The 12354-nt window shown below is 58.6% G+C and carries 11 protein-coding genes; 6 read left to right on the forward strand and 5 right to left on the reverse strand.

The annotated features are described in order from the left end of the window. Positions 1-12: 12 nt before the first annotated feature. A complete protein-coding gene (locus tag HDF10_RS02215) occupies positions 13-1107 on the reverse strand; it encodes a sigma 54-interacting transcriptional regulator (protein WP_183766100.1) in 1095 nt (364 codons plus the stop codon). 504 nt (positions 1108-1611) lie between these two features. On the opposite strand from HDF10_RS02215, the gene HDF10_RS02220 reads away from it, so the two are divergent. The 3 genes from HDF10_RS02220 to HDF10_RS02230 are packed head-to-tail and all read left to right on the forward strand — an operon-like array spanning position 1612 to position 3958. After that, positions 1612-3057, forward strand: coding sequence for a sigma-54-dependent transcriptional regulator (locus HDF10_RS02220; protein WP_183810047.1), 1446 nt, complete (start codon positions 1612-1614; stop codon positions 3055-3057). After that, on the forward strand, positions 2952-3563 hold the full coding sequence (locus HDF10_RS02225) for a DUF6982 domain-containing protein (RefSeq protein WP_183810049.1): 612 nt from the start codon (positions 2952-2954) through the stop codon (positions 3561-3563). The genes HDF10_RS02220 and HDF10_RS02225 overlap by 106 nt, the downstream gene beginning before the upstream one ends. Positions 3564-3586: 23 nt before the next feature. Beyond that, entirely contained in the window at positions 3587-3958 is a 372-nt protein-coding gene (locus HDF10_RS02230; protein WP_183810051.1) for a cupin domain-containing protein, read from the forward strand. A gap of 167 nt (positions 3959-4125) precedes the next feature. On the opposite strand, the gene HDF10_RS02235 is transcribed toward HDF10_RS02230, so the two are convergent. After that, positions 4126-5067 (reverse strand): branched-chain amino acid transaminase, encoded by a 942-nt coding sequence (locus HDF10_RS02235; RefSeq protein ID WP_183810053.1) that lies wholly within the window; start codon positions 5065-5067, stop codon positions 4126-4128. A gap of 64 nt (positions 5068-5131) precedes the next feature. Between HDF10_RS02235 and HDF10_RS02240 the strand changes: the two genes are divergently transcribed. Then, positions 5132-5809 (forward strand): MarC family protein, encoded by a 678-nt coding sequence (locus HDF10_RS02240; RefSeq protein WP_183810054.1) that lies wholly within the window; start codon positions 5132-5134, stop codon positions 5807-5809. Between the two features lie 133 nt (positions 5810-5942). Next, positions 5943-7343, forward strand: coding sequence for an ergothioneine biosynthesis protein EgtB (gene egtB, locus HDF10_RS02245; protein ID WP_183810056.1), 1401 nt, complete (start codon positions 5943-5945; stop codon positions 7341-7343). Positions 7344-7364: 21 nt separating this feature from the next. Here egtB and HDF10_RS02250 read toward each other — a convergent pair whose 3' ends face one another. After that, positions 7365-8846, reverse strand: coding sequence for a glycoside hydrolase family 1 protein (locus HDF10_RS02250; RefSeq protein WP_260177553.1), 1482 nt, complete (start codon positions 8844-8846; stop codon positions 7365-7367). Positions 8847-9010: 164 nt separating this feature from the next. On the opposite strand from HDF10_RS02250, the gene HDF10_RS02255 reads away from it, so the two are divergent. Continuing rightward, positions 9011-9193, forward strand: a complete 183-nt coding sequence (locus tag HDF10_RS02255) for a DUF5522 domain-containing protein (RefSeq protein WP_183811469.1) — start codon at positions 9011-9013, stop codon at positions 9191-9193. A 5-nt stretch (positions 9194-9198) separates the two neighbouring features. On the opposite strand, the gene HDF10_RS02260 is transcribed toward HDF10_RS02255, so the two are convergent. Together HDF10_RS02260 and HDF10_RS02265 are read right to left on the reverse strand one after the other, a co-directional pair. Beyond that, positions 9199-10092 (reverse strand): tetratricopeptide repeat protein, encoded by an 894-nt coding sequence (locus HDF10_RS02260; protein WP_260177554.1) that lies wholly within the window; start codon positions 10090-10092, stop codon positions 9199-9201. 83 nt (positions 10093-10175) lie between these two features. Continuing rightward, positions 10176-12353 carry a VWA domain-containing protein gene (locus HDF10_RS02265; protein WP_183810060.1) on the reverse strand — a complete coding sequence of 726 codons (2178 nt, stop codon included), beginning with the start codon at positions 12351-12353 and terminating at the stop codon, positions 10176-10178. Position 12354: the final 1 nt, after the last annotated feature.

The following is a 12354-nucleotide window of genomic DNA, read 5'->3' on the forward strand; positions in this document are numbered from 1 at the left end:
CACCTGCAAGCATCAATAGATGCGCGTCCGCGAGGACAGTGCAGGCTTCAGCGTCCGCTCTTCTTTCTTCACCAGGTGGGGTATCCGCAGGGGCCGCGGCGGAACCTCAGGCATGCCGACCTCGCTCAGCTTATACAGCAGAGACCGATAGCTGATTTGAAGCCACTTCGCCGTCTTCTGACGATTCCAGCTATTCTCCTGAAGAACTTTCAGGATGATCTGCCGCTCAAGATCCTGAGTCGCCTTCTTCGTAATGTTCTTCAGCGAGACTGGTTCGCTGAGGTCGATATCGGTAGTGATGCCGCCGCGCGGAGTCTCGGGCATAAGCTCCGCGACCAAGGCCTCCTCGCTGCCGATCAGTACATAGCTGCGGATGAGGTTCTCCAGCTGGCGAATATTGCCCGGCCAGTGATAGTTCTGCATCAGGCGGACCGCGCTCTTGGAGAGTAATTCCGGTGCATTGTGGAAGATTCTTGCATAGTGATCGATGAAGTAATCGATGAGAATGGGCAGGTCAGCGATCCTTTGGCGCAACGGAGGCAAGTTGATCGTGACTGCATTGATGCGGAAGAGAAAGTCTAGGCGGAAGCTTCCATCCTCGACCTGGCTGCGAAGGTCTGTGTTCGAGGCCGAGACAAGCCGGGTTACGATGCTCCTGGGTTCATGGCCACCCACGCGAACAAAGGTCCCGTCCTGCAGTACTTGAAGGAGCTTCGATTGAACTCCCAGGTCGAGGCTTCCGACCTCATCCAGAAACAGCGTGCCATTGTGCGATTGCTCGACGCGCCCCAGCTTTGTGGACATAGCGCCCGTAAAAGCGCCCTTTTCATAGCCGAACAGCTCAGTTTCGAGTAGCGTGTGAGGGATTGCCGGACAGCTTACTTTGACGAGCGAACCTTTGGCCCGCAAAGAGAAGGCGTGGAGCAGGCGCACACAAATCTCCTTGCCAGTCCCGCTCTCCCCCTGGATCAGCACCGGGACGTCAGTCTCGGCAACGCGCTCCAGCTTGTTTCGAACCGCCTGCATAACGGCTGTCTTGCCAAAAAAAATCTCAAGAGGGGGCAGATTAAGAGAGGCGGCGGATTCGGCGTGGTGATCCAAGGTCATTTTTTCCTATCGGCGTTGGGCAGAAACCGCAAGTTTGCAATATCCTTCACACTGCACGTCAAGCACCATTTCCGGGACACCGGGGCGGGATAATGAGGATTTCCCGGTCTCAACCGCAGGAAGCAATATACGGGGAAATCCCAAAATCGGATTGAAGTGGTGCTTTTCCATTGGATTTTGAAGTCACCAAGCCCCCTTTCACCAAAGTAACCCGTTAAAAAAAGTTCACATTTTTTTCGTTTTACTCGTGCCAGTACCATGTAAGCTAGGCCTACTCGATAGAAGAGTGGTAAACCTTTATCTCTTTTGTCGGCAAAGTTCGTAACATTTTTGTGCAATTGTTGTGTTGGTCGAGCTAGAATCTGCTGGCGCGGGTGGTTCGGATGTCTCTCCCGCTTTTGCAACTGTCTGGATCGAGTACAGCCTGTTCCTGGGGGCCAACCGGGTTCAGGATCACCGCAGGTTGGGAAAACAGTCCCGGACCTGCAATTTGAGGTACTTTGTATGTCAGCTGCGCTTTCGTATCCCGTTCCTGCCTTGAAGCCCAATACGCGAACGCGTGCCCAGATTCTGATTCTGGAGCCAGATCTCGCGGTTCTGGATTATCTTCGGTCTACCCTCGGTAGCCGGTACTCGCTCAGTCTCTTTTCTGACGAGCAGACCCTGCTTGAGCGTTTGGACAAGGCCGAGCAGCCGGATCTGCTTTTGCTTGCCCTGCACACCAACCGCGACCCGCTGCCCCTCCTAACCCATATTCGTTGCACCAAGCCGAATCTCGCAGTGGTCGTCCTGTCATGCTCCGCCGAACTTCGCGATCTGGAGATGGTCATTCGTCTGGGTGTCCGTGCCATTGTGATGAAGCCGTTTACCGGCAGCGATGTCGAGCAGGCCATCGAGGAGCACCTGGCCTCTGCCGAGAAGAAGATTCCCGTCGCCGACGCCCTGAAAGAGATCCCGCTCAACGAGACACACTCCTTTGTGCGCTCGAGCAAGAGAATGCGGGAACTGGAGGCACAGGCCGCCCTGGTAGCTCGCGCAGACATTCCACTCCTTATTCTGGGAGAGAGCGGGACCGGCAAAGAGATCCTCGCCCTCTACACCCACAAGATGTCGGCGCGTAGCCAGAACATCTTTCTCAAGGTCAACTGCGCCGCGGTCCCGGCTGATCTGCTGGAGAGCGAACTCTTTGGCTACGAGCAGGGAGCTTTTACCGGAGCGGTAAAGACCAAGCCCGGCAAGTTCGAAGTCTGCACCGGGGGAACGATCTTTCTCGACGAGATCGGCGAGATGCCCGCCATTCTCCAGGCCAAGCTGTTGCAGGTCCTGCAGGACGGTACCTTCTCCCGTCTGGGCAGCCGCTCGCCGATGAAGGTGGATGTACGCGTGATCGCCGCCACTAACATCAATATGAAGGAGGCGATGGCCAACAAGACCTTCCGCGAGGATCTGTACTATCGCCTCAACGGATTTACCCTCAGCATTCCGCCGTTGCGGGAGCGTCGCGAGGAAATTCCTGTACTGTCGGAGTACTTTATGCGCAAGGGGGCCAAGCGGTACGGCCGCGATCCGCTCCCTTTCTCGCAAAACCTGCTGAACGCTCTGTCCGGGCACTCCTGGCCCGGCAACCTGCGCGAGTTGGAAAATGTAGTTAACCGTTATCTGGTGCTTGGCGAAGAGAGATCCATCGTCGACGAGCTCTCCCCCTCCACCGTCTATCAGGGGGGAGCAGCTACAGTAGCAGCAGCCCAGGAGGCGCCAAGCGGCGCCGGGCTCAAGGCGATGGTCCGCAACCTTAAGGGAGACGCGGAGTCGACGGCAATTGCACAGGTACTGGAGGGAACTGGATGGAACAGGAAGGCCGCGGCAAACGATCTGCAAATCAGCTACAAGGCGCTCCTGTACAAGATCAAGCAGTACGACCTGTCTCCGCGGAACAACCACGCATCGTAGGGTCCCAGGCCAGATCCAAGGTCGCCGAAAAAGAGCCATCCGACGCGTATCGAGTCGTCGTCCGCTACGAGAACCATGCCGTTCGCGGTCTCGCGGAGGCCCAGGAGCTTGGTTCGATCGAACAGCTTCTGCGCAATGATCCCGTCTATCCTCTGGACTCGATCCGGCTGAAGCTCCTGGACTCGGACGTCGTGGAGGATGTCCCCACCAAGGATGCGAAGGCCGTCTTTTTCGTCAAGACCTTCGATGGCGATCTGCGTCACAGGGCTCTCCACTTTCACGAACATGCGCCCGTGGTACCGGGATTGTGGGTGCGCGTCTACTTCTACGACGGAGAGATGATCGAAGGCATCATCAGCAACACTCGGGACTTCGTGCTCGAGTCTGGTTTCTTCCTACGACCGACCGATCCGAATGGAAATAACGCGCTGGTCTATGTTCTTAAGGGTGGCCTCAAGGACTTCCACGTCCTCGGAATGCGAAACGTTCCGCGAGGCTCCAACTAGCTCGTAACTGGACCGACCTCCCGATGACTCAGATCATCAGCTCGCAGAGCATCAGCCCACAGACGGCCGAGCACTATCAATGGGGTGGCCCTCAGGAAGACTCGTGCGACGGCTGGCATCTCGTCAGGACAACCGATCTCAGCATCATCGAAGAGCTCATGCCACCCGGCACGAGTGAGGTTCGACACCTCCACCTCCGTTCCCGCCAGTTCTTCTACGTTCTTGAAGGAGAGCTAACCGTTGAAGTGGAGCAGAACAGCTTCGTCCTTCGAGCCGGCGCAGGTATCGAGGTCTCTCCCGGCCAGCAGCATCAGGTCTTTAATCGCAGTTCGAACCCCACCCGCATACTCGTAACGAGCCAGCCTCCGAGCCACGGCGACAGGATCAATCTATAGTCGGAGGGTGCGACACCTTCCTTGAGATCGCTACCGGAATTTTCTTCGCAAGATTCCCAAAAAGGAGATGGTCATCACTCCTGAATAAACTCAGGCGAACATTCTCATACACAAAAAGAGGCAGCCGCTATGGCTGCCTCTTCTCTATTTGTGCCCTTATCAGTTGCTTATACGCCGACCGGTTCGCCGACCTTCACATTGACCGGCGTCAGCCAGTTGTGACGGTCGGGCAGAGTGCCGTGGACGATGCCGAAGAACTCATCGTGCAGCGCCTTGGTGATCGGGCCCATCGTGCCGTCGCCCACCATAATCCGATCGACCGAGCGGAGATGAGTCACCTCGGCGGCTGTTCCAGTAAAGAAGGCCTCATCGCAGATATAGAGCATCTCGCGGGGAAGCGCCTGCTCGACCACTTCGATGCCGAGCTGCTTGGCCAGGGTGAGAACGGAGCTTCGGGTAATGCCGTTCAGCACCGAGTTCGCCAGCGGAGTGGTGTAGAGCACGCCGCCGCGCACCAGGAACAGGTTCTCGCCCGATCCTTCGGAGAGGTAGCCATTGGTATCGAGGCCAATGCCCTCGGAGTAGCCGTTGATCTCGGCCTCCATACGGATCAGCTGCGAGTTCATGTAGTTCGCGCCGGCCTTGGCGAGTGTCGGCATCGTATTCGGAGCAAGGCGGCTCCAGCTCGACACACAGACATCAGCTCCAGAGGTGCCAGGAACATACTTGCCCCAGGGGTAGTTCGCGATGTAGACCTCAACCGGCGACTTCAGCGGGTTGACGCCAAGCTCACCATACCCGCGAAAGGCGATCGGGCGGATGTAGCACGGAGCAACGCCGTTAGCTTCGACCACATCGATCACTGCGGCCGAGAGCTGTTCCACGGTGTAGGGAAGCGGCATCCGGTAGATCTTGGCCGAATCGACCAGCCGAGCCATGTGCTCCGGCAGGCGGAAGATGCTGGCGGCGTTCGGCTGGGCGTAGCACCGAATGCCCTCAAAGACGGACGAGCCGTAGTGGACGACGTGGGACATAACGTGAATCTGGGCTTTGTCCCAGGGAATCAGGCTCCCGTTGTGCCAGATGTTCGTGGTGGTCTGTATGGGCATTCGTTCGCTCCTAAGCGCTGAAGCACCATTATAACGGCTGCCCGGCATGGGAGAATAGAGAGTGATGTTCAATCCCCATGCCGTCAGTCTCGCGGGGCTGGAGCACTCGGCGTACGTGCAGTTTTCTGTTCTCGCGCTCAGCTCCATCTTCTTTCTCGTCGACCCGTTTGCCGCTCTGCCCACCTTTCTCGCAGTGACGGCGGGTGCGGATGCGCCGCGTCGACGAAAGATGGCCTGGAAGGCGTCTGTCACGGCGCTGGTCGTGCTCAGCGCGTTCGCCGTGGCGGGACAGTACATCTTCAAGATGTTCGGCATCACGCTTCCGGCCTTCGAGATCGCCGGTGGCATCATCCTCCTGCTCATCGGCCTCGACATGCTCGAAGCCAAGCGCTCACCCACGCAGGAGTCAACAGAGGAGACCACCGAAGCCGCGCAGAAAGAGGACGCCGGCATCGTCCCGCTCGGCATTCCGATGCTCGCTGGCCCAGGCTCCATCACCAGCGTAATGGTATTGGTTGGCCAGGCCCAGACGCGCTGGCAGATGGTAGCGATTTTAGTATCCATCTTCATTACGGCGATGATCTGTTACCTCGTCCTCGGGAATTCGGATCGCGTCGCTCGCGCTATGGGAGAGACCGGCGTCCGAATCCTGGTCCGCATCATGGGCCTGCTGTTGGTTGCCCTCGCAGTGCAATACTTTGTGAACGGCATGGTCGATCTCGGTGTGATCAACAAGCCATAAGCAGTATTTGAAGCTGCGAAGGAAGCGCCTTTTGCGCGCATGGATAACCGGCCTGGCGTAACCTTTCGGCAACTTTGAAGTCTTACGGGGCATCACATCTCCGTCCTCGATCTCTTCGTGAAGCGAGAAGAATATGTCCCAGACCGCTGATACAACCGCCGCCGCTACATCGCTCCTCGCGCGATACAAAGCCGTTCGCCAGGCGACCAGACACCTTTGTAGCCCCTTATCTCCAGAAGACATGATGGTCCAGTCCTCTTCTGAAGCCAGTCCGGTCAAGTGGCATCTCGCCCACACCAGCTGGTTCTTCGAGACGTTTATCCTCCGCGAGTTCGCCGCCGGATACCAGCCCTTCCATCCCGACTTTCACTGGCTCTTCAACAGCTACTACAACTCGCTCGGAGAGATGCCGGAGAAGAAACTCCGCGCCTCCTTCTCCCGCCCTCCCCTCGACTCGATCCTCGCCTACCGCACCCACATAGACGCTGCCATGACGGCCCTGATGCAGCATCCGCTTGAAGACGAGGCAGCCCGCCGCATCGCCCTCGGCCTTGAGCACGAGCAGCAGCACCAGGAGCTCATCGCCACCGACATCAAGCACGCTCTCTTCACCAACCCGCTGCATCCCCCCTACCTCGAGTCACCCGCGAAGCAGAAGCTCGACACCATCGCGCCACCGCTCGACTGGATCGACTTCGCCGGAGGCATCACAGAAATCGGCTTCAAACTCGATCCCACCGACCCCATCCAATCCGTCTCCGCATTCGCCTTCGACAACGAGACTCCGAGCCACCCCGTCTATCTCGCGCCGTATCGCCTCGCCACGCGTCTGGTCACCTGCGCCGAGTACCTCGCCTTCATCGACCAGAACGGCTACAACCGCCCCGAACTCTGGCTCTCCGAGGGCTGGACCACCAACCGCGCCGAAAGCTGGCAGGCCCCGCTCTATTGGCGTCGCGACGAAGAGACCAACTCCGGCTGGTCCATCTACACTATGCAAGGCTTCCGCTCGCTCGACGACCTCAGCGAAACCCCCGTCTGCCATATCAGCTTCTTTGAGGCCGACGCCTTCGCCCGCTGGGCCGGGCATCGTCTCCCCACCGAGTTCGAGTGGGAGCACGCCGCCAGCCAGCTCGGCCTTCTCCGCAAAGAACTCGGCTCGCAGCCCGCCCTCCTCACCTATCAGCCGAACCCTGCGCAGAAGCTCACCGCAATCCCCGCCGTCCAGGCCAATCTGATTGAAACCGGAAACCTTCACCCGACCCCCGCTTCGGCGCTCTCCGGCCTACAGCAGATCTTCGGCGATGTCTGGGAGTGGACCGCCAGCGGCTACACCGGCTATCCCGGCTACAAACCCCTTCCCGGCGCGCTCGGCGAGTATAACGGCAAGTTCATGTCCTCGCAGGTCATTCTTCGCGGAGGCTCCTGCGTCACGCCGGCCACCCACATCCGCGCCACCTACCGAAACTTCTTCTCACCCGCCACGCGCTGGCAGTTCTCTGGCCTCCGCCTCGCACAGGACGCCCCCAAATAACTTCAACACCCGCGCGACTACTCAAGTCAGCCGATTCGACGCCGCCACCCGCCCATACCAGATCCCCGAATCCTTTACGATCCGTCTCTGATCGCGAAAATCAACATACGTGAGTCCATATCGCTGCGTATATCCATCCGTCCATTCGAAGTTATCGACCAGGCTCCAAGCATGGTACGCCCGCACCTTCGCTCCATCCGCGATAGCCCGCGCCAGCTCCGCCAGTATCTCCCGATGAAACGCAGTCCGCCGCACATCAGGAACCCGCCCGCTGCTATCCGGCCCATCCAGATAGCAGCATCCATTCTCGCTGATCTCGATGATCGGGTGATTGAACTCCCGCGAGATCTGCGTCACCAGGTCGTAGATGCCGCGCGGCCATATCTCCAGCCCAGCCTCCGTCAGTGGCCCCTCGGTCGGCATCTCCACATGCATCTGCGTCAGCGGATCGCGTGCTGCGCCTCCACCCTCGCCCTCGGTCTCCGTGCCAAAGTGTCCCCCAACGCCCGCACTCACGCTCGCATTCGAGACAACCCGCCGCGTGTAGTAGTGAAACCCAACCCAGTCCAGCGGCACCTTCATAATCTTTTCATCGCCCGCTTTGAACCCCATCGCCTCATAAGGCGTCGCGCCAACAAACGCCTTCGGATACTCCCCACACATCGCCGGGTTCAGGAAGTAAAGATTATTCATCGCGTGATAGCGCGCCGTAGCCGCTCGATCCGCCTCGCTGTCGGTCTTCGGATACGCCGGTGCCATCCCATAAGCGCTCCCTACCGTAGCCTTCGACGACGCAGCCTTGATGGCGCGAAACGCCTCGCCCTGCGCAAGGTTCACTGTATGCGCAGCCTTTAGAAACTGATTGAAGTCTGCCCTGCACGGAGGAAAGACTCCGACTCCATACCCATAGTAGGTAAACGTCCAAGGCATGTTGAACGGAGCCCACGTCGTAATCCGGTCGCCCAGATGCTTTGCGAGAGTCCCCGCGAAGTCCGCATAGTACGATGCCAGATCGCGGTTCGGCCACCCTCCGCGATCCTCTAGGGCCTGCGGCAGATCCCAGTGATAGATCGTGCAAAACGGACGAATCCCCGCCTCCATCAACGTATCCACGAGCCTACTGTAGTGGTCGATCCCCCTCTGGTTCACCGGCCCCGTTCCACTTGGCATTACCCGCGACCACGACGTAGAAAACCGATAACTCTTCTGATTGAGCCGCTTCAGAATCGCAATGTCGTCCTTGTAGAGGTGATACTGATCGCACGCCACATCAGCGTTGGCCCCGCCCTTCACCTTCCCCACCGTGTGAGCGAAGCGGTCCCAGTTCGACTCACCCTTTCCATCGACGTTCCACGCACCCTCTACCTGGTACGCCGCCGAAGCCATCCCCCACAAAAATCCATCCGGAAAGCGCGCACCTTCAATCTCCGAATCTGCAATCGCCCCCGGAACGCGATCCTGCAGCGTTGCCGCCCTCGCCGACAGCCCGCTATTTGAAAGCAACGCGGCGCTTCCGGCCGCGAGGGAACTCTTGAGAAAGGTGCGTCGATCTATCCGAAACCCCAGCCCAGACCCCATCCAGACCCTCTCTTGAAAAGAACTCCCGCGGTCACCCACCCGCAGGTTTTCAAACTGGTCTAGGATACTGGTCTAGGATCATGTCAGCAATGCAGGACTCCATCAAACCCGCCGTCATTCCACCGCCTGTTCCACCCGCTGATGACGAGCCTCAGGAACTCCTGCCCGAAGACTTCTACTACCAAGGTCCATACCTCGTGTTCACCGCTGCCTATCATCTCAAGCGCGGCTACTGTTGTAACTCAGACTGTCGTCACTGCCCCTATAAATAGTGCAACTAGTTGGGAACCTGCGGCAACAGTGGCGGTACGCCTCCGCTCCGCGCATCCGCGACCGAGGTCTTTGCGTTCCGCAGAGCAGTCGCATTCCGCACCAGGCTTATCACGCGCGGATCTTTGCGATACTTCGCCAGCACCTCGTCCGAACCCATCGATCCCAACACATCGTATCCACCTTCGCTGGCCAGCGTAAGGTAGCGAAGCATATTCTCTTCATCGCCGCGATGAGCGTAGAGCCGCGCTATCTCGAAGCAGTAATGCGCATGATCCGCCGGCGAGAGCATATGAGCCTCAACCCCGCTCGCTCCGTGATGCTGCATCATGTCCGGATCCAGCGTCAGCGCGATATCGAACTGCTGCCGCGCCTTCTCGAAGTTCTTCTCTTCAAAGAGCGCGGTTCCGAGGTTGGAATGATAGATCGCGGACTTCTTGTCCAGCTTGATGGCTTTACTGTAGTCGGAGATAGCGCTTCCGTAGCGCCCCTCCACATATTCGGCCGCCCCAAGGTTGTTCCATCCCTGTGCGTTCTTCTTCTGCAGATGAACCACCCGCAGGAAATAAGTTCGCGCAACCTCTACGTGTCGCAGATCAAGCTCCGTCACGCCCATTCGAATCAGGAGCTCCTGCTCCGGTCCACCGCGCTGCAGGGCATACCGGTAGTAGACCAGGGCATCTTCCGGAAAGCGTCGGGCACGCAGAACGTCCCCTGCGATCTCAAGTTTCTGTGGGCTTGCAGTCGCCGGATCAGGAAGATGAGGCTCGATGGCGAACCAGTCAGCGCTTTGGTGTCGTAGATCGCGCTCAGCGTCGGGGGTGGCGGGTTGCGAAAGCCTCTGCGCCGTAAGGGGAGGGTTGGAAAGCGCAAAAGCGAAGACAGGGAGAAGAAGAGTCAAGCCAAGTTGCGGTCTCATAAGAGGACCTCACTAGTTCGCCAACATCATCGGCCTCGTATTTAACACTGTCAATAGCCACTTCTCTACCGTTGGATAGGACCACCCGGGGAGACCGGCGCAGCAGCGGCGGCTCCAGGAGATGCTACAACCGGCGCCGTTCCCGGCTCCACCCTCATCGCCATCCGCGGAAAGCTGAAGCTTCCACCGGCATCATCGATCACGTTCACCTGGCAGACATAGGTTCCGGGTTTCAGTGGAGTCAACGGAACATCGAACTGGAACGCCACGGCTCCTCGCTCGGGGATGTTGACAGCTTTGGCTTCAACCAGTGGCGTTTCATACACTTTCACGCCGCCAATCAAAAATTCAATGCTCGTCAGAACCCTTACCGGCCCGCCCCCGCGTCGCGTCAAACCCGGAGAACTCGCCGGCTCAGGCGCACCCTTCTCCTTCGCCGGGTCGTACACCTCGTACAGAAAGTAGAGATGCTGGTCCTGCCGAAACACATGCGGAACGTTCGGAATCCACTCCACCCCGTCCCGCACCAAGGGACTCGCGACCTTTTTGGCAATATTCGGCACCCGCTGGCTCGACAGCACAATCGAACTCAACTTCAGCGGAACTTTCTTCATATCCGGCACCTGCAGGTCCGTCTCAAAGCTGCCCATCGCGCCCGTCTGGTTCTCCCGCACCACAAACTTCAGGTGGTATCTTCCCGGAGCCAGCGTAAAGCCGGTCGAATATTGGATCTTCTTCTGCTGAACCTGCTGCGCCGCATCCAGCGCCAGCTTCACCGTATCGCGAACGTTCCCCACAACGATGCCCTCGGCGTTCTTCACCTGTCCGATCACATCGATATTGGCTTTATCCTGGTCGCCGTTCTTCACGATATGAATCTGCGACCCCGGAATGATCAGCGAGACCGGAACAAAAAACTTGTTCTCTGCCATCCTGAAGTACAACGCCTGCAGATACAGCGCAACATCGGTCGCCGGAAGATCACTCCGCAGTTCCTCCATCAAAGCCTGCTCCCGGTCCTCGGTCTTCTGGTGCTGAAAGTCGGCAGGCGCATAGTAGCCCGGCCGGTAGTCGAGCTTCACATCGCTGCGATTCAGCTTCACCGTCAGGTGCCGGAAGCTTCCATCCCGCGCCGTATTGGTCGAGCGGAATCCGACAATGTAGTAGGCCTCCGTGTCATGCTGCACTTGCTGAAAAGCTGGCGCAAAATCATTCGAATCGAAGAACGCCTTTCCCCCCGTATCGGAGGAGAGCGTCGCCAGCGTCTCCTGCGAACCGAAGTTCGCATCCAGCTGGCTCTGCACAGCGCCGCCGCTGTAAGCCGCAGTCCCGCGCAGGCTCCCGCTCGACGCATTTCCCACCGGCGGCAGAGCCTCCAGCCCCCGCGAGTCTACACTGTAGATCGCCATGTTAGCCTTCACGGCTTCATTGGTAGCCGCCCGCATACTCGCCTGATTTTCGATCCCCTGTCGCGTCAGCCCACCGCTGAAGTACAACAGACTCTTCCGCTGATCGACCCTCTCGAGACTCTTCGCAATCGTCCGTATCGCATACAGCTCACGATCCGTATTCAGCGCGTTGTACTCGCTATCGTCCGAGGTAAAGCTCGAAGCATCATCCGCCGTACCACCCGAGTTGCCTCCCTCGTTCCCATTCGCGAAACCCGTCCCCTGGGTCCCGTTGTACTTGCCCAACCCCCTCAGCAGAGCAGCCTTGTCCGACGTAAAATCCTGATCCATGCTCAGTCCGGTCGCCATGCTCACCAGCGCCACCAGGTCCGCCGGCTGCATCTTCTTCTTCACATAGTCCTGCGCCGACTCCACTGCCCGGTCGATGTCCTCCGGCTGCATACTGCTCAAATCGAAGAACATCACAATCAGCCGATGATCCCGCAGCGAAGCAGGATTGGCCGCAAACTCTCCATTCACCAGGTCCGCAATCGTAGCCTTCCCAATGACGGTTGACTTCTCCCGCAGCACCGCAGCTTCATCCACATTCTGATAGTCGAAGCTCGCAATCTTCTGCGGCTTCCCATTCTCCAGAATCGTAAAGTCGCTCGCCTTCAGCCCCTTCACCACCTCACCCGTCTTCTTGTCACGCACCACCACGTTGGTCAGCACAATATCGCTCTGCACCTTCAGCGTGAATCCACCCGACTGGCCCGGCTGCTGCGCCCACCCACGCGCCACGGGCATCCCAACCATCGCACATGTCAGCATCGCGGTCACTATTCGCAAACTCATC

It is taken from the genome of Tunturiibacter empetritectus (assembly GCF_014201375.1).
Taxonomy (GTDB): domain Bacteria; phylum Acidobacteriota; class Terriglobia; order Terriglobales; family Acidobacteriaceae; genus Edaphobacter; species Edaphobacter lichenicola_D.

Bases quoted from the DNA above. Each gene is read 5' to 3' on its own strand.
- HDF10_RS02215 (WP_183766100.1), bottom strand. From the start codon at position 1,107: ATGACCTTGGATCACCACGCCGAATCCGCCGCCTCTCTTAATCTGCCC.
- HDF10_RS02220 (WP_183810047.1), top strand. From the start codon at position 1,612: ATGTCAGCTGCGCTTTCGTATCCCGTTCCTGCCTTGAAGCCCAATACG.
- HDF10_RS02225 (WP_183810049.1), top strand. From the start codon at position 2,952: ATGGAACAGGAAGGCCGCGGCAAACGATCTGCAAATCAGCTACAAGGC.
- HDF10_RS02230 (WP_183810051.1), top strand. From the start codon at position 3,587: ATGACTCAGATCATCAGCTCGCAGAGCATCAGCCCACAGACGGCCGAG.
- HDF10_RS02235 (WP_183810053.1), bottom strand. From the start codon at position 5,067: ATGCCCATACAGACCACCACGAACATCTGGCACAACGGGAGCCTGATT.
- HDF10_RS02240 (WP_183810054.1), top strand. From the start codon at position 5,132: ATGTTCAATCCCCATGCCGTCAGTCTCGCGGGGCTGGAGCACTCGGCG.
- egtB (WP_183810056.1), top strand. From the start codon at position 5,943: ATGTCCCAGACCGCTGATACAACCGCCGCCGCTACATCGCTCCTCGCG.
- HDF10_RS02255 (WP_183811469.1), top strand. From the start codon at position 9,011: ATGCAGGACTCCATCAAACCCGCCGTCATTCCACCGCCTGTTCCACCC.
- HDF10_RS02265 (WP_183810060.1), bottom strand. From the start codon at position 12,353: ATGAGTTTGCGAATAGTGACCGCGATGCTGACATGTGCGATGGTTGGG.